Source organism: Nostoc sp., assembly GCF_036916575.1.
Taxonomy (GTDB): domain Bacteria; phylum Cyanobacteriota; class Cyanobacteriia; order Cyanobacteriales; family Nostocaceae; genus Nostoc.
This window is the reverse complement of the sequence record NZ_JBALGC010000055.1, coordinates 1-22,743: the sequence shown is the minus strand read 5'-3', so window position 1 is coordinate 22,743 and position 22,743 is coordinate 1. Positions and strand designations below refer to the sequence as shown.

Below are 22,743 nucleotides of genomic sequence, written 5' to 3'. Positions count from 1 at the left end.
GACATAAATTTTTCAACTTTGAATTCATGAGGAGAATACATCATGGTAGATATGACACAACTAACAGGTGATTATGCCGCTTCATGGCTACCCTGGATAATGATTCCCTTAATATTCTATATTTTGCCTTTCCCAGTGTTTGCTTTAGTATTTATCTGGATTCAAAAAGAAAACTCTCAAGAGGAAGGATGAGCTTCCTAATGAATTCATAACACACCTACTTTTAAAAAATAGGATGATGCTTCTTTCACGCGCCTTAACGCGTACTTTGCTACAACAAAATTAAATCACAGAATTATAAGTTCTAACTGGTTTACAAACACTGATCACCAGTTCGTAAGTTGCTAAATAAATCAGCAGTTTTGTTGACTGCTGGTTATTTTTTATGTTCTTCAGTACCTGTTATGGCAAATTATTAGTTAAACATCAAAACTTGACTAACAAAATTAAGGTCAAAAGCCCAAATCATTGCTCAAGCCCTAAAATGTTAGTAAATAATGTTCATTTTTATTGGACAGCGTTTTCATGGTTCTCTCAAGAAGATTTAGCATAGTAAGCGTAGGCGTAGCCCGTCGCAGACATCGCTCCACCAAAAAGATAACGGGAAAAGTCAGAATCGGCTCAACTCCTTGTCAATTATTAAATTTAGAATTACTGACAATTTCTTTGTGAGATTGTGCCAAACCTTTTTAACTTCTTCAGGACTTACGCAAAATCATGAAAAAACGAACCGCAAAGAACACAAAGGACACAAAGGAATAAGGTTTCAGAGAGTTATTGCGTAAGTCCTATTCTTATTTCTTTGTGTTCTTTGCGTCTACGTTACCCCATTTGTGATAGGTTAAGGTCGGATACAATTTGTCAATAAGCAAGATTACTCAAAATATGGCTGAAAACGAGGTTGGGAAGACAATTTTTGAGCATGTACTGAGCTTGTCCTGAGCGTAGCTGTAAAGCCTGCGGTATAGCTACGCTTAGGGCGCAGCCTCTCCAAGAGTTGGGCGCAGTCGAAGTAGCTAAGTTGGATGCAGAAAATGGATTTCCCTTGGGTATAAGCACAGTACAACTGTGGACTAAAGAGATGGCTCATTACGCAATTACTGAAGCCAGACCTGCGGCGCCTTTTAATTTGGTTCTATCCTCAGTGTTTCTATAGTTTCTTACCTCTAAAGACGGCAAACACCACTCTGACGTTACGGTTCACCCTAATTACTGAAAGTATTAATTCTCATACATTAGACAAAGTGAAGGCAAATTAATCCATGAACCAACTAAAAAAAGTATTTAGTTAGTTTAACCGTCCCAAGCAAGGTTCGGGAAACCACCCTTCATGGACTGGCTAGCACTAAGCTTCAGTATATATATCAGCATAGTCTGGAGTTATAACTCCAAGAAAGCCAAACTAAAGGTATTCATGCTGAACTGGCTGATTTATTCACCCTGTTGGTTCAAAATTTAGTCCTTTATATTCTCATTCATTCATTTGTAGTTATACGGAGCCAGCCCCTAAAATGGCAAAAGTAGTTGGAATTGACTTAGGAACAACGAACTCCTGCGTGGCAGTGATGGAAGGTGGTAAACCCACAGTAATTGCTAATGCTGAAGGTTTTCGGACAACGCCATCAGTAGTCGCATTTGCCAAAAATGGCGACACCTTGGTTGGTCAAATCGCCAAACGCCAAGCGGTGATGAACCCCGAAAATACGTTTTACTCAGTCAAACGCTTTATCGGACGCCGCTACGACGAAGTAAGTAACGAAGCTACGGAAGTTTCTTACAAAGTCCTCAGCAGCAACGGCAATGTCAAATTAGATTGTCCTATAGTTGGTAAACCGTTTGCTCCTGAAGAGATTTCTGCAAAAGTTCTTCGCAAACTAGTTGAAGACGCCAGCAAATATTTGGGCGAAACTGTAACCCAAGCTGTAATCACCGTTCCGGCATACTTCAACGACTCCCAGCGGCAAGCGACAAAAGACGCTGGTAAAATTGCAGGTATTGAAGTTCTACGGATTATCAACGAGCCTACCGCTGCTTCTTTGGCATACGGATTTGATAAGAAGAGTAACGAAACCATTCTCGTGTTTGACCTTGGTGGTGGTACCTTCGACGTATCCGTGCTGGAAGTAGGAGATGGAGTTTTTGAAGTACTAGCTACATCTGGTGATACCCATCTCGGTGGTGACGACTTCGATAAAAAAATAGTTGACTTTTTAGCTGAGAAGTTCAAGAAAACCGAAGGTATTGACCTGCGGAAAGATAAACAAGCCTTACAACGTCTGACGGAAGCCGCAGAAAAAGCCAAAATTGAGCTTTCTAGTGTCAGCCAAGCAGAAATCAACCTACCATTTATCACCGCAACCCAGGATGGACCCAAGCACCTGGATACAACCCTAACTCGCGCTCAGTTTGAAGAACTTTGTTCTGACTTAATCGACCGTTGCCGTGTTCCTGTGGAAAACGCCCTCCGGGATGCCAAGTTAAACAAAGGTGATATTGATGAAGTGGTGTTAGTTGGTGGTTCTACCCGCATTCCCGCAGTCCAACAGGTTGTCAAGCAGGTATTGGGTAAAGATCCCAACCAAAGTGTGAACCCTGATGAAGTCGTAGCAGTTGGTGCAGCCATTCAAGCTGGGGTACTGGCTGGTGATGTAACTGGCATCTTGCTGTTAGACGTGACACCCCTATCTTTGGGTGTAGAAACCTTGGGCGGCGTGATGACCAAAATTATCCCCCGCAACACGACAATTCCCACCAAGAAATCCGAAGTCTTCTCCACCGCTGTGGATGGTCAAACCAACGTAGAAATTCACGTCCTCCAAGGTGAACGCGAATTCTCTAACGATAATAAGAGCTTGGGAACCTTCCGCCTTGATGGTATTCCTCCTGCACCACGCGGCGTTCCTCAAATTGAAGTCGTGTTCGATATTGACGCTAACGGTATCCTTAACGTCACCGCCAAAGACAAAGGCACTGGTAAAGAACAGTCCATTAGCATAACCGGCGCTTCCACCCTAGATAAATCTGACGTTGACCGGATGGTGAGAGAAGCTGAACAGAACGCTTCATCTGACAAAGAGCGGCGTGAGAAGATTGAACGTAAGAACCAAGCCGACTCCTTGGCATACCAAGCTGAAAAGCAGCTACAAGAATTGGGCGATAAAGTTCCCGATGCTGACAAGACCAAAGTCGAAGGTTTAGTGAAAGAACTGCGGGAAGCAGTTGCTAAAGAAGACGATGAGCAAATCAAAAAGCTTACCCCAGAATTGCAACAAGCCCTATTCGCCGTTGGTAGCAACATCTATCAACAAGCTGGTGCTGGTGCTACACCTGGTGCTGAACCTCAAGATAGTGGTTCCACATCTAGCTCTGGTAGCGGCGACGATGTAATTGACGCTGATTTTACAGAGAGCAAATAATTCCCCTACTTCTTTTGGGAAGATTATTTTGTCCCACCTCATATTACCCACGCAGGCAAATGCCTGCGTGGGGATTTTTTTCTCCTAACTCCTAACTCCTTTATGCAATACCCACAAGTACCTTGGACACTTCAAGGCTACGCTATCCAAACTCTGCATTTGGTAGATATTGACCAAGTGCGCCCGTTGATTCCCTTAGAGTTAGAAATTATTTCTGTTTGGCCTGGTAAAACTCTCGCCAGCGTGTATTTATCTAATTACGGGTCAGGCTCGGTACTGGAGTACAGTGAGTTAATTGTTGCCCCTGCTTTAGTTAATCACCAGAGGAAAATCGGTGGTTGGGTTTCCCACATTTATGTAAATAATGCTGATTCGGTGGCTGGCGGTCGAGAAATTTGGGGACTACCAAAGGAACTGGCTGAATTTACCTGGGAACAAGGAGAACGTGTTACTGTCCATCAGAAAAACCGGAAGTTGTGTAGTCTTAAATATAATCGGCAAAGCTTGGCATGGAGACAGCGATTAAGTGTCTCTAGTTTCAGCACCCTTGGTGCTAATTTGCTGATGTTCCCTGCTGAATTTGAGTCTGTGTTGGGTTTGATTGGTTCTAAGTTAGAAATCCCTGCCGAAAGTCCTTTTTCTGAAATAGGTTTAGGTAAGCCTTGGTTAACTGTGCGGTGTGAGCAGATGAATTTACGGGTTGATGCGCCAAAAGTTGTGGAGCAGATGCGTGTCTAGGCATTTCATATTGAGATGCTCTTACTCTGGAGCCAAAAACTATAGAAACTGCCCAAATTAGTGCCCAACAATTTCATAAATCAGTTGAAGTTGTGGGAGGATTACATGAGTGCGCTCGCTGACTTATCCTTCTGTAGTCACTCTGGGAAAAGAAAATAAGAGCTAAATTTTCAACTGTAGATAGAGCGAACATTTGAGCATTTATTTTCTAACAGAATGGTTTAAATCAAGATTATTGGTAAAAGTTTTATGCTGTAAAGCATTCTAGATTATTCTATTCTGAAAAGGAATTACATTCAATTCATTCCACTACTGTTTGTGATTTTGTCAACTGTTCCCTTACCCATTGCCGCACATGACGAATTAAACTTGTTTCACCCATCATTAAACTTAACTCCAAAAACGACTTCAGCACAACAGCATCAAACATCGGCAATACTAACGATATCTCACGGAGTTGATAGTCATTATTAACTAAACTGCAAATAGTCAAAATCTCTCGATCAAAACGCCATACCTCTGGTACACCCAACGCCGCATAAATCCCCATCCGATTCATCGAACTGCTTGTACTATCAACCTCGATTGCTAAATCTGGAGGCGGATCAATTGTTAAATCAATCACGTCCTTACCGCGCACAGCTAACTCATTTTGAATGTAATAACACTCATCTGGTTCTAAACCCTTGCGTAAATCTTCTCGTGTCCAAGTTGTAGAACCTAAACTACAAATTTCAATTCCTAACTCTTCCGTCGCCACTTCCACAAAACGACCCAATAATCGTTTATAACGTTCGTGAGGTGGTAGCGGCATCATAATCTCCAAAATTCCATCATCATAAGTGAGTCGCATTCCTGGTTGGGATTCTAAATCTCGCACCAAATTCTGATATGTATCCCAGTGAATGCCTTGAAGTATGGTTATATTTGTAGGCGAAGCGATCGCAGTAGTCATAGTTTTCTCCTTAAGCTATATATATTGACTTCATCGTACATAGGTACTACACGCCATTTGGGTATTTCAACGATCCGCAAATATGTAAATAAATCGGGGTTATGCGAAGCGCCTGAAATGAAAATATTCTAACTTCCTAACATCTGCAAGTTATGCAAAGTGGCATAAAGCCCTCCTTGTTGCAGCAGTTGTTCATGACTTCCCTGCTCAATTAATTCGCCACGCTTGAGAACAAAAATCCGGTCTACATTGCGAATCGTAGACAGACGGTGAGCGATAATAATCGCGGTACGTCTGAGCAAAAGCTGGTTTAATGCCTCTTGAACTAAAGCTTCTGTCCCAACATCTAAACTAGCAGTAGCTTCATCTAGTACCAAAATTTGAGAATTGCGAATAGCAGCCCGCGCAAAGGCTAAAAGTTGCTTTTGACCACTAGAAATATTTGTACCCCGTTCTCGAAGTTGAGTATCATAGCCTTGGGGTAGTTCTTCTATAAACTGGGCAATATTGGTTTCCTCTGCTGCTTGGTGAATCTGTTCGACGGTATAGCCATCTCCTAAAGAAATGTTGCTTTTAACGTCGCCAGCAAACAAAAAGCCTTCTTGTAGAATTACTGCCATGTAGCGCCGCAGTTCTGCCTGTGGTACCTCTCGAATATCGACACCATCTATGAGAATCCGTCCTAGTGTGGGTTCGTAGAGGCGGCACAAAAGACGGATAATCGAAGTTTTACCCGCACCTGTGGGGCCGACTAATGCCACTTTTTCACCAGGATGAATGGTGAAATCTAAGTCTTTAATTACGTAATCATTATTTTTGTAAGCAAACCAGACGTGATCAAAGCGAATCTCTCCCAGTTCAGGCAGGGAAGTGAGGTTTGGGGATTCTAGATTTGCAACTATCTCATCTATGTAGCCGAATTTAGCATCAAATATTGAGAAACGCACATTGGCGCGATCGCGAATTTCTATCGGTTCATCTAATATATCGCCGACGCGTTCAATGGCAGTGAAACCAGCTTGAATTACCGTAAATTTTTCTGCAAAATCCCTTAAAGGGTCAAATAATCGCTGGGCATACAATACAAATGCAGATAAAGTTCCAAAAGTCAAGTCTTTTCCCAACAGTAACCAACCACCCATCAACAAAACACCTGCGATCGCAATCAGACCAATCCATTCCAAGGTTGCTGAAATAAATGAATCATAAAAGATGGTTTGATCCATTTGCTGAGTGTATCGGGTGTTGGTGGCGCGAAACAATTCGGCATTAAATTTTTCCCTGCCGAACAACTGCACCACGTTAATGCCAAGCACATTTTCTTGTAGCTGTGAGTTCAGGATAGAAAGTTCGTCCCGCCCTTTGTAATTGGCTTTGCGGTACTGTTGCTGAATGTAAACAATTAACCAGGTAATTGGTAACAACATCAATAGCAGCAAGCAAGTGAGTTGCCATTGGATGGAAAACATTAAACCCAAAATGACCAGCATGGAAAACAAATTGGACACAATGCCAATTGCCCCAGTAGAAAAGACATCGCCTAACACTTCCACATCGCTGGTGATTCTGGTGATTAATTTACCTACGGGCGTGCGGTCAAAAAAGCGTACCGCTAAAGATGTCACATGCTGGAATAAGTCTTGACGAATTGCTGCGGTGATTTGTTGTCCTAGCTTCTGTACTAGATAACCCTGGTAACCTGTCAAAATCAATCGGATTGCGATCGCCATCACCAATAATCCCTCTAGGATATTTAGCCCTTGCCACAAAGGGCGATTCCTGAGAAATTCGTAAGTGCTTGGTTCATGGCGAATTAGGGAGATAGCTTGGCCAATCAACAGTGGTTGTATGGCATTCGCTATCGCGATCGGTACGAGTAGGCACATCGACAGCGTTAACAATCGTCCGCTACGACGGGCATAAGGGACTAAACGCAAAAATAACCGCCAGTCATTTTCACTCCGACGATATTGCGTATAAGATTTTTTGAGAGATTGGTAGATGCTCATAGTAAGAGCATTATATTAATGTTTGCAGAAAAATACGCTTGTTTAAAGTAGCGTTTGACCTGTTACTCTGATACCATGCCTAAGATAGAAATCGCAAGACTGATACTAAGACACTTCTCTGTAAACGACTTTGATTACCTATTTCGCCTCTACAGTGATGCAGAAATCATCAGGTATCTGTCGCCAAGAACAAGGGAACAAACCCAGGCAAGTTTAAGCAAACATATTTAACAGTGGCAACAACACAACTTTAGGATGTGGGCAGTAATACATAAAGAAACTAGTAGTCTGCCAAGGTAACTTTGCGTTGTAGGCAGCAGAGGAGCGGAGGAGCAGAGGGGAAAGACTTACTAAAAGTTTCTCCTCTGCTCCCCTGCTCCTTTGCCTGCCTCCACATAGCAATTTTGCGTTGGTAAACTACTAGTACAATGATTGGCTCTTGTAGACTTGGTTTTCTGGAAAATACGCCGGAAGTTGAGCTAGGCGATGTGATTGACAAGTCCTATTGGAACATGGGACTGGGGACTGAAGCCTCTCAAACAACTTTAAAGTTTGGATTTTGGCAATTGAAGCTAGATCCGATAGTAGCGATGCCTACAGCGGGCTACGCCAACCGATAGCGCAGCCTCTTCTCTACGAGACGCTACGCGTAGCTTGCTTAAGAGAAGAGGTACGCGGACACGAGAAAGCGTGGTGCTAAAGGCGGGAAACGACGCGATACACTTTTTGCTGCGGCAAGCCGAGGCAGCGTCTACGTTAAAAAAATTGACTTGAAGAAAGAGTTTTAGGCTTAACCCAAGCGTATTGGAAGATAAAGGTTAACTCAATTTTGGGAAACCTAACCTAAGAAGGGTTCATTCCTTAAAGATGTCTTGCCTATTTATTGCAGAATGCAACTGAGGTTCAGATGACGCAACCTTTAAATCAAGTCAAAGAGTGGGAACAACGTCGTGATCAAGCAAACCGCTACTACCAGCGCGGGAAATTTCAAGAGTATCTCGATCTTGCAACCAAGAATTTACACTTGGCTAGAGCAATTCCAGACCGAGCTAGGGAAGGTTATACATTAAATGACCTTGGTTTAGCTTACCTCAGTTGCTGGCAACCTCAAAGAGCATTAGAGCAGTTTCATCAGGCACTTTCGGTTGCTGTTGAAATTGGCAACGCGCCAGCACAAGCAACTGCACTTAGCAATCTGGGTTCTACTTACAGCCGTCTTGGACGCTTTTTGCAAGCGTTGAAATATTTTGACAAAGCACTACCAATCTTTAGGCAATTGCAAGATACTCAAAGTGAAGTTTCTATTCTTAATGATGTAGCGCTAATTTATACCAGCTTAGGAGAACCAAAACGGGCACTGTTGCTACAACACCAAATTTTGACGATGCGGCGATTGTTAGGTGACTTTTCTGGTGAAGCAACAACGCTAAATGGCATTGGATTTGCTTACAATGTCTTAGGCAAGTTTGAGCAAGCTCTAGAATTTTTACAAGCAGCACTTCCAATTCAACGAGCTGTCAAGAATTTGGTTGGTGAAGCAACCACTTTGAATAATATTGCTTCAATCTATAGTGATTTAGGAAAACCGAAACAAGCGCTATTACTTTACTATCAAGTTCTTTTGACACGTCGAGCTATCAGCGATCGCTCTGGTGAGGCAACAACGCTTCACAACATTGGTTTTACCTACAGCACCCTGGCAGAGCATCGGCAGGCAATGAAGTTCTATAAACAAGCGATTACGATTTATCAACAACTAAACGATTGTCTCGGAGAAATTTCAACTTTACTGAATATGGGAAGCCTTTACGCCACAACAAAACGCAAAAAATTGGCGCGATCGTGTTACCAAAATGCCCAAGAGTTAGCAGAGAAAATCGAGCATCAGCCACTCCTGGAAAAAGTACAGCAGTTTATAGATTCACTCTAGTTAAATGCAGCAGGCTCAGATTCTCGACTTCTTTAAGAAGTTGGGAATTTTGGTGTTCGAGTTGAAGCTCAAAAAGTTCGCAACTTGGTATAACTCTAAGTAAGCTGTTTCCCAAATCAGCCGCGCCGAATTTTATTTGCTAGTAAAGTTCATACTTAAGTAACATACAAATTTTATTAGTAACTGTGTACTTTAAATAAAGACAGTTTTATCCATAGAAGCACAAGTCTTCCAATATTTAGCTATTTCTTTCATCTTTACACTCAGTTAATTGTATTTTTTGTTACCGCCAACCAGATATTGCTCAACAGGTTACGATCAATTAAGAAGTAATAATTTTTTACGGCACCGCCAGGAGTCTTTTAATGTTCATTGATGAATTGTCACCTATATTCAGAGAATTTATCCAGCATCCAGTCTCATTTGTGGGTGGGTTATTCTCTGGTGTGCTTCGGCTCAATCTTGCAGACGATCCTGTTAAAAGCTGGCTGGAGCAACAAATCCGCTCAAATAGTTACACCAACATCACAATAGACGCACATAATGGCAAAGCCACTGGCCCTCAACAGATTTCGATTGACTAAATTTTTGGGTAATCGCAAATCCGGTTAATCTTTTGGTGACGGACTTCCACATTGATGCAGTTCGGATAAGATCCCCCCGCCTGCGGCGACCCCCTAAAAAAGGGGGTAAAGATCAGAAAAAGCCCCCCGATAAATTGGGGGGTTGCAGGGTGGTTTCATACGAAAAAAGAAAAATACATTAAGTCTTGATTTCTCGTTTTGTGTCTAGGCTTTTTCCCTCTCTCCAAGCCTCTCCCCCACAGGGGGAGAGGCTTTGAAACCCAGTTTTAGTTTTTCTCTGCTTGTATGAAACCACCCTGCCCGATAAATTGGGGGTTGGGGGGATTTCCGAGAGACAAACATATTAACCGAACCCTATTGACAATGTGGGAATCTATCACAGAGGAACTCTGATGTCTTCCATATTAAGAGATACTAAAACCAGGTACATAGGCATGGAAATATGAAATCCCTAACCTCTCGTATGCAGGCGGTACAATCGCCAATTATTCCTGTGGTTGGGGAACTGATTAAAAACTCTCCTGGAACAATCTCTCTAGGACAGGGTGTTGTTTATTACAACCCACCACTAGAAGCTAGAGAATTTTTAGCCAAATTCTTTGCCGAACCCGCTAATAATTTATACAAATCAGTTGAGGGAATTCCCCCGTTGCTGACAGCACTTGCAGGAAAATTGCAAGCTTTCAACGGCATTGAAATCAACGGGGAAAACTGCATCGTTGTGACAGCCGGGAGCAATATGGGATTTATGAATGCCATTCTTGCGATCACTAATCCAGGCGATGAAATTATTCTGAATACGCCTTACTATTTCAACCACGAAATGGCGATCGCAATGGCTGGTTGTCGTGCAGTGTTAGTGGCGACAGATGAAAATTACCAACTGCGCCCAGATGCGATCGCTCAAGCAATTACTCCCAAAACACGGGCTGTGGTGACAATTTCCCCAAATAATCCAACTGGGGTTGTCTATTCACAAGCCGCATTGCGCCAAGTAAATCAAATTTGTGGCACTCGCAGTATTTATCATATCAGCGATGAAGCTTATGAATACTTTACTTATAACGGGATAAAACACATTTCACCTGGTGCATTTGATAATAGTAGCGAGTACACCATTTCTCTTTATAGCCTTTCCAAAGCATATGGTTTTGCCAGTTGGCGCATTGGCTACATGGTGATTCCCAAACACTTACTTGTCGCTGTTAAAAAAGTCCAGGATACAATTTTGATTTGTCCGCCAGTCATTTCTCAATATGCAGCTTTAGGGGCATTGCAGGCAAAAGATGATTATTTGAAGAGTAATATAGGAGCTATTACTCAAGTACGCCAACTAGTATTAGACTCTCTTAACCGTCTACAAAGCTTATGTAGCATTATTCCTGCTAATGGCGCTTTCTATTTTTTCCTCAAAGTTCATACCCAGATGGATGCTTTTGAGTTAGTCAAAAGACTAATTCAAGAACATAAAGTAGCAGTTATTCCAGGTACAACCTTTGGCATGGATGACGGATGCTATCTACGCGTTGCCTATGGGGCGCTGCAAAAAGAGACAGTAAAAAAAGGTATAGAGAGATTAGTGCAAGGTTTGGAAACTATACTTAGGAGTTAAGAGTCATCCAATTTCTGCCTCCTGCCTCCTTCACATACCTCGTCTGTAATCTAAAATATAAAATTCAACAGATGTCAATTATTAATAAGTTAATTGAAATTGAAACTGAGCCAAAAATTAATATTCATAATATTACTCCACAAATTCAAGATTTTATTGCCTCAACATCAATTAAAAATGGACAAGCTTTAGTATTTTCTCGACATACGACAACAGCATTAGCTATCAACGAAAATGAAGTCAGATTATTAGAAGATATAAAAGTGTTCTTGCAAAAATTAGCACCTGAGTCAGATAGCTATTTGCATAATGATTTGCATTTAAGAGATGTTCCAGAAGATGAACCAATTAATGCTCATTCTCATTTGATGGCAATGATGCTGACCACGAGTGAGATAATTCCCATTGTGGATGGTAAATTAGCTTTGGGAACCTGGCAATCTGTGTTGTTTTTTGAGTTGGATGGCCCGCGCAAAAGAACAGTATTTGTCCAAATTTCTGGTGAATAATCTAACTTTACACCTGCAATACTCCCATAACAACCCAAATCTGAGAGAATTACGAGCATAACTAAAAAGTGCATCAGTTGAATTTACCTACAGCAATTAAAAACCTAAAAGAATGTTTTCAAGTATAACCTTCCTTTCGACAAACCAGGACTGTCGTTGTGTCAAAGGCAGACGCAATTAGCTATGAAAAATAACGATAATTTTGTATTACGTAATACTTGGTACTATGCTCTGCCTAGTAATCAGATCAAGCCAGGTATGATGATCAGCCGGATTTTCTTGGGAGAACCGGTGCTGCTAGTCCGCAGCCAGGATGGCAAAGTCTCTGCTATGCGAGACATTTGTCCTCATCGTGCCGTGCCTTTGAGTTGTGGTAGATTCGATGGGCAGGAAGTGGAATGCTGCTACCACGGTTGGCGCTTTAACTCCGGTGGGCGCTGTACTGCGATCCCGTCTCTTGTAGAGGAGCAGCAAATGGATTTGAGTCGCTTTGATGTGCAGTCATATAGTGTTCGCGAAGCCCAAGGGAATATCTGGATATATATGCCCGATCGCGATAACCCTCAATCGGCTTCTGAGATGGAAATCCCGGTAATTCCAGGGTTTGATGAGCGATCGCCGCAGTTTGTAGAAGTCATGAAATTCCCCTGTTTTATAGATCATGCAGTAGTCGGTCTGATGGACCCTGCCCATTCACCTTATGTTCATCGCGCTTGGTGGTGGCGAAATGAGCAATTGCATGAGGAAGTAAAGCAATTCGATGCTTCGCCCTACGGCTTTACGATGCCACGACACCGAGTACCAGCGAATGGGGGTCGATTATACTGGCTGATTGGCGGTGGTGTACCGGAAACGGAAATTTCTTTTCGTTTACCTGGAGTCAGAATTGAAGAAACCACTATTAATAATAATCGAGTCGTTAATTTAACGGCAGTTACACCGATTTCAGACACAGAAACAGAGGTAACTTTTGCTCTTTACTGGACACTCCCTTGGCTGGGATTTTTTAAGCCACTGATGCATGTGCTGACGCGGACTTTCCTTGGCCAAGACCGAACGGTAGTGGAAAAGCAGCAGATTGGTTTGAAATATAATCCTGTGCTGCGGCTGATTAAGGACTCAGATATGCAGGCGCTGTGGTATTACCAGTTAAAGCGGGAGTATGCTCGTTCTGTGGCTGAAAGACGAGAATTTGTGAATCCTGTTAAGGGTCAAATACTCCGGTGGCGTGCTTAAAATTGAGATTTACGGCGTTGCATATTTGCGGGATGAAGACACAAACTAATCAGCTTTGGCAACCGCTTCTACTTCTACAAGCGTGGCTTTCGATGCGAGAGAAGCGACACCAATGCCAGTTACTGCTGGACGTGAACTGCCAAGGAATTTGGCTAGGATTGGTGCCAAAGATTCCATATGGTCTTCAAGTTCTCCACGGACATAGAGCCGCAGATGCAGCAGGCTGTCGACGCTTGCGCCGGCAGCCACAAGTGCCGTCCGTAAATTTTCTAGTGCAGCTTCAAACTGGCCCGAGACGGAGTTCTGGGATACTTGGTATTGGCGATCCCAATCGACCTGACCGGAAACAAACACCAACGAGCTCTCGGTATCAAGCACTGCCTGCGACATTCCAAAGGGGGTGCCGTCATACAGTCGTTCAGGGTTTACTAATTTCTTGGCCATTTGTTCGCCTCTATTTATTGATCGTGAAGCATTGCGGTCTCGTAGACTAGCTGCACTCGCTTCACTTCTGGCTAATCCGACAACTATATGTCCGCCTGCTTGCAATTTGGTCGCAATAACTGCACCAATGTAGCCAGTTGCTCCAGTCAAGAATACCTGGTTGACTGACAAAACTCAAGTATACTTCTCTTGCCACGTCAAGAATTGAACTTCTAGTGCGTAGGCGTAGCCCGTCGTAGACATCGCCTAAAAACTAAAACTGAGAATTTAGCCTCAGATAGACATTTTAACTCAGTACAAAATATTTCGTTTTGTTAAGAAATACTGAGTGAACTATCGCTCTAGTCAATAGAGGTGGGACAAACAGCAATATTATGCGAAATCCACGGCTGAGAAGATGATTCAGCTATTTTGGGAAGCGTACTTTATCTGATTTTTTCGTTATTTACCCAGACTCTTACCTGCACTCAACCTTAAATTATGTACACAATACTAAATAGCTATGCATATCCCTAAGTTCTCAGAATTACCGGATTATTCAATTTAGAAGTATGAATTATGGAAGACAAAACAAGGGCAGAAATAACATCCCAACCCGGTTTTTTGGGACAAGTACTGACTGCTGGAACGGCTATAGCCGCTCCCTCATCACTCAGTCAGGCAACTATAGCAAAGGAGGCTAGCCAAAGTAGCCCAGGTGAGATCAACGTGAAACTTACTATTAACGGTGAGCAGCAAACCCTTGACCTTGAGCCGCGTGTCACACTCTTAGATGCCCTGCGCGATCGCCTGGGGCTAGTGGGCAGCAAAAAGGGATGCGATCACGGACAGTGTGGGGCTTGTACTGTTCTAATCGATGGTGAACGAGTTTATTCCTGCCTGGCTCTGGCAGTGATGCAGGAAGACAAAGCGATCATCACCATTGAAGGGCTGGCCAAGGGCGATACTCTCCATCCAGTGCAAGCAGCATTCATTGACAACGATGGCTTCCAGTGCGGCTATTGTACCCCAGGACAGATTTGTGCTTCTGTTGCCTTACTTGATGAAGTCAAACGCGGCTGTGCTAGCGTTGTCACGCCAGATTTAACTCTTCCCCCACAGCTAGCTGAACTCTCTGAAGCTGAAATCAAGGAGCGACTGAGTGGTAATCTCTGTCGATGTAGCGCTTACAACGGCATTGTGGCAGCAGTCCAGCAGGTAACGGGACAAAAACCACCTTCTTCGTCCGCAGATATGATGGTCAATGAACCCCAGGAGATGCTCAGATGAACAACTTCACTTACACCCGTGCTACCTCTGTGAAAGATGCGGTTCAACGGGCAACAAATGACCAAAATGCGATATTAATTGCGGGCGGTACGAATTTGGTTGACCGTCTCAAAGTTTTTCTAGATGAGCCATCGCAACTTATCGACATTTCTCGATTAGAGATGAAGCGCATTGAACGGACAAGTGAGGGTGGTCTGAGCCTTGGAGCGCTGGTAACTAACACAGCAGTGGCAGACCATCCTGATGTTCGCCGCGATTATCCAATAATGTCCCGAGCGATTCTTTCTGGTGCGTCTCAGCAAATCCGCAATATGGCAACCGTAGGGGGCAACCTACTACAACGCACTCGCTGTCCCTACTACTACGATACCGCCTTCCCTTGCAACAAACGGCAACCAGGAAGCGGCTGTCCGGCAGCAACGGGGATCAATCGGATGCACGCCATCCTGGGGGCCAGTGACCAATGCGTGGCAGTTCAACCCTCTGATATGTGTGTTTCTCTTGCGGCTCTGGATGCTGTTGTTGTTGTGGAAGGCCCCAAAGGTAAGCGGCAAATACCATTGACAGACTTTCACCGACTACCAGGGGACACTCCCCAGCGAGATACAAACTTAGAGCCAGGTGAGTTGATTAGCTCTGTGATTCTGCCCCCAGTGCCGTTTGCCAAATCAGGGGTTTACCTAAAGTTACGCGATCGCACTTCCTATGCCTTTGCATTAGTCTCTGTGGCAGCTGCGGTTGATTTAGCGGGCGAGCAGATTCAGAATGTACGCTTGGCAATGGGTGGCGTAGCCCATAAACCTTGGCGCTCAAAAGAAGCAGAAAAGTTTTTGATCGGCAAGAGTGCCAATACTGCAACGTTTCAACAAGCGGCAGAAATTGCACTTCAAGAAGCTAAACCATTAACTTATAACAGTTTCAAAGTTGACTTGGCAAAGCGGGCAATTCGTCGCGCACTCGCGGTATCAGCCAAAGGAGGAGGCGTAGTATGAACAAAGTAATTGGGACTGCTGTCAACCGCAAGGATGGACGGGCAAAGGTTATGGGCACGGCAACCTATGCCGCAGAACATGAAATTCCAGGTCTGGTTCACGGTTATCTTGTCACCGCCAGCATTGCCAATGGGCAAATTAAAAGCATCGACACCAGGGCGGCAGAAAAGGCAATCGGTGTCATAGATGTTTTCACGCATAAAAACTCGCCGAAAGTGTTTATGCCAGCCAACGACTTTATGACCTCGAAAATTTACGAGGCTCGTCTGCCGTTGTCGGATGACAAAATTCACTATGCAGGACAAATTATCGGTTTGGTAGTAGCAGACACCTTCGAGCGGGCGCGTGATGCGGCGCATTTGGTCAAGGTGGAATACACAAGCCAAAAGCCAGTCGTGGAAGCTGCACTCGCCACCTTCAAGGAGGCACCACCGCTGATGGGTCAAGAGCTAAAGTTTGAAAAGGGGAATTTTGCGGCAGGGGTGGTGAGTGCAACAACGAAACTTACAGCTACCTACAAGACAGCCATCGAACTGCACGCGCCGATGGAACCCCATGCGATCATTGCCCACTGGCAAGATGCAAACTCACTCACTGTTTACGAACCGTCCCAGTGGGTGTTGGCAACTCAGCGCACCTATGCACAACTCTTTGGACTCCCAACTGAACAGGTTCATGTCGTCACACCTTTTTTGGGTGGGGCTTTCGGCTCTAAAGCCTTTCCCTGGCCCCACGGTATTCTCTGTGCTGCGGCTGCCCGTGAACTTCAGCGTCCTCTGAGAGTCGTCCTCAGCCGACGGCAAATGACAGCCAACGCCGGACACCGCTCCGAAACCGAGCAAACTATGCGCTTGGGAGCAACAGCTGATGGTAGTTTAACTGTGATCGCCCATGAAGTTAAATCCTGTACCTCACCAGTGGATATCTTTACAGAACCCTGTACCTCAGTCACGCCAGTTATGTACACAGCGCCGAATTTGCAACTGAAGCAGGAACTAGCGGTGCTGAACATGGGTACACCAACATTCATGCGCGCGCCAGGAGAGAATCCTGGAATGTGGGCGATGGAGTCGGCGATGGACGAGCTGGCCTGGATGCTAAAGATTGACCCGGTAGAACTGCGCCTAAAAAACCAAACTAAAGAACACCAGCGCCAAGGTCAGCCATTCTCAGCCAAACATTTTGCTGACTGTTTGCTCTTGGGTGCGGAGCAATTTGGCTGGAAAGACAGACCAAAACAGCCGCGTTCTATGACACGCGATGGTAAACTCGTTGGTTGGGGGATGGCGGCAGCAACCTACCCTGGCAGGCGGGGGAAAGCATCAGTCAAGGTACGGCTGCTACCAGATGGTACTGCCCATCTTCTCACCGCCGGCAATGACATGGGCACTGGCGCATATACCGTTGTTGCAGCCACAGCAGCAGACGCATTGGGGCTACCCATCGAACAGATACACGTAGAGTTGGGTGACTCCTTACTACCAGATGGAGGCATGGCGGGTGGTTCCATGATGACAGCATCTCTCCTCCCGGCGGTCATGTCAGCTTGTGAGCAAGTTCTGAAAACTGCTAATGTTAAGACTGCACAGGAGGCGTTTGCAACTCTGAGTCAGTCCGGCCAGGCAGCAATTGAGGCCACAGCATCCTCTGCTCCTGGTGATGAAACCAAGAAATGGGCGTTCCAATCTTGGGGCGCACATTTTTGCGAAGTCAGCGTCGATGAAGAAATCGGACGTTTGCGGGTGACACGCTGGGTGTCAGTGATGGATATCGGGCGAGTGATCAACTCTAAAACAGTAGCGAGTCAAGTACGTGGTGGCGTGATCATGGGTATTGGGCAAGCCTTAATGGAGGATTGCCAAGTTGATCCAAACATTGGCTACCCCGTGGTTTATGACCTTGCTACCTATCACTTCCCAGCCCATGCAGATATTCCTCGCATTCAGGTGGCCTTCGTCGGCGAACCTGATTTCAACTTCAACCCAGCAGGTGTACGAGGTGTAGGCGAAATTGGGATCACAGGTGTTTCAGCTGCGATCGCCAATGCAGTTTACCATGCCACAGGTAAGCGCATCCGTGATTTACCCATTACACCTGACAAGTTGATCTAAAAGACATTGGGCATTGAGAAGAAGCTTTAGGGGCATTAATCCAAACTAAATTCTGCAAATTCTCTTTGCCCAAACAGCATGTTTCGGTCTACCGCTGACAAAATTTTATTATTGGCGCGTTGGCTATTTAAACAGCGACCAACTAACTGCGCGACATCTGCACGATTGATGCTACCAATAATCTGCGGATCTTCGGTTAAAACGCCATTGCCCGTTGCTGGTTCTGACTTTAGTCCACCAGGACGGATAATTGTATAGGTGAGTCCACTGGCAATTAAGTGTTGTTCAGCTTTGTCTTTCTCAGCTAAAACTTTTCCTAGTACCTCTAAAACTTGGGGTGACGCAGCAACAACACTATTGCCAGCACCTATGGAAGACACAAGAATAAACTTTTGCACGCCAGCTTTAACTGCTGCATCGATCAGATTTTTATTACCAGGGTAATCTGGCCTTTCTACATCTGTTGGTAAACCGCCAATTGTACTGATAACAGTGTCAATAGGTTCATCTGTCAGCATTGCCCGTTCGACATCGCCAACATTCAAGGCATCTCCCAGAACTACCTCAATACCGATTCTTTCCAGTTCAGCAGCAACTGCTGCCTTTCTCAGGAGTGCTTTGACCTTTAGCTGTTGTCCTGTGAGGGATTGGGCAATTTCTCGACCAACACCGCGACTTGCTCCAGCCAGAAAAATATAAGATGCACTTGTCATAATCAGCCTAACTACTTACGCTCAAAGGATTTTATCAGAGGATTGGCAGTATTCAATAATTGCTCAAGCAACTGAGATGCTTCTGGTTTATGGCGAACATGAGTATCAATAAACAGACCAATAATTTCACTCATCACCAAACGCAAGTTTTCTTGGGATTGAGTAGCTTCTAAGTCGAGAGAGGGTCTAACTGTAGTGGAGTCTGGCTCATCAACTATCGAATAGTGATTTGCTCCTTCTAAAATTACCAGATAGGTGTCATTTCGTCCCCCAGTAATTGCTTCTTGGAATGTACGGATGACTGGGGTGGTAGCATCCCCAGGACTTACACCATAGAGTTCACTACTGTTAACCATGAATCCATCACGAGTTCCTCCCATTAGTAGAAGTGGTAGGGAATCTGGTAAAGCCAAGATAGTTCCTGGTTCATACCCCATCATTAAAAGTCCTCTGCTACTTGAGCCATAAGCAAAAGATGCAGCAACTTCAGGGAAAAACTGAGGGTCAGCATTTTCTATAGATACCCTACCACCCGCAGAGTGTCCACCGAGAATGATCCGTTGTAAATCCAGCATTCCTGCTAAAATTCCCTGATTTTGTAACTGTTCGAGTTTAGCTAGGAGTGCTGGCAAAGCCAAAGCTGTGGGAGCAGTACGATAAATTGTGGGTTTCATCTTTTCCAAATCAATCCCAGGTGTGAGGCTAATTACGCCTGGTAGACTTTCGGTAATCCAATTAAACAGAACCACTACCAATCCACGTTCAACGAGTTTAACCGCTAGCCATTGGTATTGTTGAGCATCACAGTTAAAGCCGTTGAATAAAATCACTACTGGAAAAGGTGCGTTTTCTGGATTAGCTGGCTCAATTCGGGTACTTTTTTCTAGCTGATCCGGTATCTGTGCTGGATAGAGAATTTTTAGGTGAATGGTATCGTAAGGTGACTGGACACCCTCAACTTTAGCAGCTTCAAAAAAAGCACGAACTGTCATCTGTACCTTCCTGACTATGACTTCAAGAAAATCTTCCTCTCAGTGTACAACTGTTCCTCGCAACCAAAATCTAATGATCTAAAATAACGAAGTAACTAAGTAGAAAGCAGAAGGCAGCAGTAAAGACGCGATTAATCGCGTCTGTATAGGAGTTAAGAAAATCATTTCGCTGATTGGAATTTACGTTGAATTATGTTTACCTAATGGTAATGAAAAAATATTAATACAAGAATTATACTTAACCCAATTGTAGGAAGTATTTTAGTAAACAATTGTGCCAATCTAGCAAATAACTTTTCAATGGGTTTACTTATGGCTAAAAAATCTCAACCAAATCTAGAACAATACCAAGATGTCAGATTATCTGCCACCACAAGAATTTGGGTAATTACAGTCGCCATTCTCGGAGTTTGCGTCCCACTGTCAGCCGTTACCAGAAGCGGTGCTATTCTTCCTTTAGTTGCTATTGGTGGCGCAGCGGTTGGTACAGTTGCTGTTTGGCGTTCTGATGAGCAAAAATCAAAAATTAACTATTTGCAACAACAGCAAATAGAACTGTTAGAGCAAAGATTAGCGAATTTAGAAACAATTGTTAGCAGTGATGACTTGAACTTGCAAATGAAAATTAAACAAATCGAACCAAGGGATACTTTTGGGGACTCCTCTGATCTAAATACTACACCCAGACAACCAAAACGCAAAGGTTAAAATTAGCTAATCTTCACCATTTATACCGATTTCAGATGGTTTCTCCGATAATCTTAGTTACTAAGTCATTTTTGTGTAGGCATTTGTTGACTTCACGTTACCGCAATCTTTGAAATCCCTCTTTGATTAAACTTTCCTTTGCAGCTAGAACTGTTTCTAGGGAAACAGTATCTCGTTCTCCATGTCCGTTAGAATTAACAGACATCAACTAATTCTATATACTTCAGTTGCATCAGTTAATGAAATGTCTAAGTGCTATCCATCTATCTCTTTTCCGCAAACATCTGCCAATGGCTGTGTTTTATTAGACTGCTAATATTACTGAATTTTTAATTAACTAAGGTTATAAACTTGAGTAATTGTATTGGTATAGCTTACCTTAGGTATGCAATAGTTTTCCGCAGGAATGCAGATGGATTGGATTAGCTTACTTAAAGCTCAACAAACTGACTTCCTTCAACGTGTGAAAAAACCTAAAACTTATGACTTATCTTTGCTAGAAAGTCAAGTCAAAGGTTGTCACACTGAAATTATGGGATTTTGGGGCGAACCTTTGGCAAAACTCCAAGAGCTTTCTCGCCAACAGGCAGAAGTTCTCGCCAAAAATCCGCCGCCGACGCCACCTGAATATCCTGAGCCTCCCGACTGGACGATACCTTTTCCCAGATACTTCCAACAGCAAGCCCAAGATTATCTTTTGCGGGAGCAAATCGTTGACCGGGTGATTACTGAACGCTTGGGCAAGTTGGTAAAAAAGGTGCCACAAGATCCCTTACAAAACATGATTTTAGATGATGAGGGAAATTTGTGTGGCAAAAGCAAATTCTCTTATCTACTAAAAGATAATCCTCAGCTAAGTGTTCAAGTCTATGTTGCTGATGGAGAAAGTTTTAATGGTATTAAGAAAGACAAAATTAGCTGGTCGGTTACTCAAGAAGATTTAAAAAATCACCAAGTATTAATTTTTCTGTGTTTGTTTTATCCATATACAGGGAAGTTAGGATACGAAAAACAGAGCATAATTACAGGCTTTTTACCTACAAATCAGATTGAACTTACTGAACCAAAACTCTACATTACTCCGAGTAATTTGTTGTATGCGGGGGGATTGAGTTGGTATTTAGAATCACTTGTTGGTAAAAAAGACACGTCGCCAGTAATTAATGAGAAAGCGATCGCAGATACAATACAGACTCTACCATCAGAGCATTGCCTCAAGGGTATAGTCGGTGACTGGGAATGCTGGCAGACTTTGCAAGGGCACAACAGAGGGATTAATTGCCTAGCTTTCAGTTCTGGGTGTAATAATGGCAAAGCTTTACCCATATTAGCAAGTGGTAGTCGGGGAGAGACGAAGCTCTGGGATTTAAGCAAGGGTGAATTAATAGATACATTATCAGAGTATCCTTGGGTGATATCTGGGGTAGTGGATGAAGTGAATTCCCTGGCTTTTAGTTCAGATGGGCAGACTTTAGTGAGTTGCGGTGCAGATTCCACAATTAAGCTTTGGCACGTTGGCGCTTTAGACTTGATAGATATTTTACACAAACATAATGGGGTAGTGCGGTGTGCTGCCTTCACCCCAGACGGCAGAATGTTAGCTACTGGCGGAGATGACAGAAAAATTCTGTTTTGGGATTTGATGCAACGTCAGGTAGCGATCGCCCTTTCTTTAGATGATACAGCTGCTCATTCCCTAGTTTTAAGTCGAGACGGCGAAACTCTGGTTACAGGTAGTTACCGCAAAATCAAAGTCTGGCGTACCTTACCGAAGACGGGGATTAAAAGTTTAAAAGACGCACAACCGCTGCATACCCTCATGGGTCATTCTCACATCGTTTGTTCCTTAGCAATCAGTGGAGATGGTAAACTGCTGGTGAGTGGTAGCTGGGATCAAACGATTAAAGTTTGGCAATTGGAGACTGGGGAATTACTTCATACTCTGAAAGGACATAGAGATAGAGTATATGCGATCGCTTTAAGTCCCGATGGACAAATTATCGCCAGCGGTAGTGCTGATAAAACTATCAAATTGTGGCATCTACAAACCGGGGAATTGCTGGGTACGTTTACAGGTCATGGCAATATAGTCACAGCATTAGCTTTCACAGCTTCCGGTGAGATGTTAGTTAGCGGGAGTTTGGATAAGACAATTAAAATTTGGCAACGCAGTTAGTAGAAACACGATTAATTGCGTCTGTTCATCCATTTTGAACTTTATTAATGAGTCTTTGAACTCCATCAGGACTTACGCAAAAATAACGTAATTCCGTCATTACGAGCGATAGCGTACTCCTAGGTCGAAGCAAGCTACGTGAAGCGTCTCCTAGAGAAGTAATCCCCCCTGACGCTCTTATTGCTTCCCTACACTCCGTTTCGGTCGCAATGACAATATGGGCGTTGCGTAAGTCCTATCCATTAAAGAGTCTCTGAACTCCATTAATGAGTCTTTGAACTCCATTAATGAGTCTTTGAACTCCATTAATGAGTCTTTGAACTCCATTAATGAGTCTTTGAACTCCATT

The 22,743-nt window shown here is 43.8% G+C and carries 19 protein-coding genes and 1 pseudogene; 14 read left to right on the top strand and 6 right to left on the bottom strand.

Going from position 1 to position 22,743, the window contains the following annotated elements; all coding sequences use genetic code 11:
- The first annotated feature begins 42 nt into the window (after positions 1-42).
- From V7L29_RS12970 to V7L29_RS12960, 3 genes are all read left to right on the top strand, one after another.
- On the top strand, positions 43-192 hold the full coding sequence (locus V7L29_RS12970; protein ID WP_334690566.1) for a hypothetical protein: 150 nt from the start codon (positions 43-45) through the stop codon (positions 190-192).
- A 1,319-nt stretch (positions 193-1,511) separates the two neighbouring features.
- The gene (gene dnaK, locus V7L29_RS12965) at positions 1,512-3,416 is read left to right on the top strand and encodes a molecular chaperone DnaK (protein ID WP_334690567.1); all 1,905 of its coding nucleotides are present in this window, start codon (positions 1,512-1,514) and stop codon (positions 3,414-3,416) included.
- A 102-nt stretch (positions 3,417-3,518) separates the two neighbouring features.
- On the top strand, positions 3,519-4,154 hold the full coding sequence (locus V7L29_RS12960) for an acetoacetate decarboxylase family protein (RefSeq protein WP_334735726.1): 636 nt from the start codon (positions 3,519-3,521) through the stop codon (positions 4,152-4,154).
- 301 nt (positions 4,155-4,455) lie between these two features.
- On the opposite strand, the gene V7L29_RS12955 is transcribed toward V7L29_RS12960, so the two are convergent.
- Both V7L29_RS12955 and V7L29_RS12950 read right to left on the bottom strand, forming a co-directional pair.
- Positions 4,456-5,109 (bottom strand): Uma2 family endonuclease, encoded by a 654-nt coding sequence (locus tag V7L29_RS12955; RefSeq protein WP_334735725.1) that lies wholly within the window; start codon positions 5,107-5,109, stop codon positions 4,456-4,458.
- A 128-nt stretch (positions 5,110-5,237) separates the two neighbouring features.
- Positions 5,238-7,118, bottom strand: coding sequence for an ABC transporter ATP-binding protein (locus tag V7L29_RS12950; protein ID WP_334735724.1), 1,881 nt, complete (start codon positions 7,116-7,118; stop codon positions 5,238-5,240).
- A 428-nt stretch (positions 7,119-7,546) separates the two neighbouring features.
- On the opposite strand from V7L29_RS12950, the gene V7L29_RS12945 reads away from it, so the two are divergent.
- The 6 genes from V7L29_RS12945 to V7L29_RS12920 all read left to right on the top strand — a co-directional run bounded on the left by V7L29_RS12945 (position 7,547) and on the right by V7L29_RS12920 (position 12,989).
- A complete protein-coding gene (locus V7L29_RS12945) occupies positions 7,547-7,738 on the top strand; it encodes a GNAT family N-acetyltransferase (RefSeq protein ID WP_334735723.1) in 192 nt (63 codons plus the stop codon).
- Positions 7,739-8,025: 287 nt separating this feature from the next.
- Positions 8,026-9,048, top strand: a complete 1,023-nt coding sequence (locus V7L29_RS12940; RefSeq protein ID WP_334735722.1) for a tetratricopeptide repeat protein — start codon at positions 8,026-8,028, stop codon at positions 9,046-9,048.
- A gap of 365 nt (positions 9,049-9,413) precedes the next feature.
- The gene (locus V7L29_RS12935) at positions 9,414-9,632 is read left to right on the top strand and encodes a hypothetical protein (protein ID WP_334690573.1); all 219 of its coding nucleotides are present in this window, start codon (positions 9,414-9,416) and stop codon (positions 9,630-9,632) included.
- A 442-nt stretch (positions 9,633-10,074) separates the two neighbouring features.
- Entirely contained in the window at positions 10,075-11,244 is a 1,170-nt protein-coding gene (locus V7L29_RS12930) for a pyridoxal phosphate-dependent aminotransferase (protein WP_334735721.1), read from the top strand.
- 71 nt (positions 11,245-11,315) lie between these two features.
- The gene (locus V7L29_RS12925) at positions 11,316-11,753 is read left to right on the top strand and encodes a secondary thiamine-phosphate synthase enzyme YjbQ (protein WP_292859895.1); all 438 of its coding nucleotides are present in this window, start codon (positions 11,316-11,318) and stop codon (positions 11,751-11,753) included.
- Positions 11,754-11,936: 183 nt separating this feature from the next.
- Positions 11,937-12,989 carry an aromatic ring-hydroxylating dioxygenase subunit alpha gene (locus V7L29_RS12920; protein ID WP_334735720.1) on the top strand — a complete coding sequence of 351 codons (1,053 nt, stop codon included), beginning with the start codon at positions 11,937-11,939 and terminating at the stop codon, positions 12,987-12,989.
- Positions 12,990-13,034: 45 nt separating this feature from the next.
- On the opposite strand, the gene V7L29_RS12915 is transcribed toward V7L29_RS12920, so the two are convergent.
- A complete protein-coding gene (locus V7L29_RS12915) occupies positions 13,035-13,433 on the bottom strand; it encodes a RidA family protein (RefSeq protein WP_334690576.1) in 399 nt (132 codons plus the stop codon).
- A 39-nt stretch (positions 13,434-13,472) separates the two neighbouring features.
- A pseudogene (locus tag V7L29_RS12910) lies at positions 13,473-13,583 on the bottom strand (NAD-dependent epimerase/dehydratase family protein); the annotation flags it as partial.
- A gap of 408 nt (positions 13,584-13,991) precedes the next feature.
- Between V7L29_RS12910 and V7L29_RS12905 the strand changes: the two are divergent.
- The 3 genes from V7L29_RS12905 to V7L29_RS12895 are packed head-to-tail and all read left to right on the top strand — an operon-like array spanning position 13,992 to position 17,805.
- The gene (locus V7L29_RS12905; protein WP_334735719.1) at positions 13,992-14,702 is read left to right on the top strand and encodes a 2Fe-2S iron-sulfur cluster-binding protein; all 711 of its coding nucleotides are present in this window, start codon (positions 13,992-13,994) and stop codon (positions 14,700-14,702) included.
- Positions 14,699-15,694: an FAD binding domain-containing protein gene (locus tag V7L29_RS12900; RefSeq protein ID WP_334735718.1), complete on the top strand. Its 996-nt coding sequence runs from the start codon at positions 14,699-14,701 to the stop codon at positions 15,692-15,694. Before V7L29_RS12905 ends, V7L29_RS12900 begins: the two co-directional genes overlap by 4 nt.
- Positions 15,691-17,805 carry a xanthine dehydrogenase family protein molybdopterin-binding subunit gene (locus V7L29_RS12895; RefSeq protein WP_334735717.1) on the top strand — a complete coding sequence of 705 codons (2,115 nt, stop codon included), beginning with the start codon at positions 15,691-15,693 and terminating at the stop codon, positions 17,803-17,805. The genes V7L29_RS12900 and V7L29_RS12895 overlap by 4 nt, the downstream gene beginning before the upstream one ends.
- 35 nt (positions 17,806-17,840) lie before the next feature.
- Here the strand turns inward: V7L29_RS12895 and V7L29_RS12890 are convergent, their stop codons facing one another.
- Complete coding sequence (locus V7L29_RS12890; protein ID WP_334735716.1) at positions 17,841-18,518, bottom strand: SDR family oxidoreductase; 678 nt, start codon at positions 18,516-18,518, stop codon at positions 17,841-17,843.
- A gap of 11 nt (positions 18,519-18,529) precedes the next feature.
- On the bottom strand, positions 18,530-19,510 hold the full coding sequence (locus V7L29_RS12885; protein ID WP_334735715.1) for an alpha/beta hydrolase family protein: 981 nt from the start codon (positions 19,508-19,510) through the stop codon (positions 18,530-18,532).
- Between the two features lie 312 nt (positions 19,511-19,822).
- Between V7L29_RS12885 and V7L29_RS12880 the strand changes: the two genes are divergently transcribed.
- Complete coding sequence (locus tag V7L29_RS12880) at positions 19,823-20,218, top strand: hypothetical protein (RefSeq protein WP_334735714.1); 396 nt, start codon at positions 19,823-19,825, stop codon at positions 20,216-20,218.
- A 412-nt stretch (positions 20,219-20,630) separates the two neighbouring features.
- Positions 20,631-22,394, top strand: coding sequence for a WD40 repeat domain-containing protein (locus tag V7L29_RS12875; protein WP_334735713.1), 1,764 nt, complete (start codon positions 20,631-20,633; stop codon positions 22,392-22,394).
- Positions 22,395-22,743: the final 349 nt, after the last annotated feature.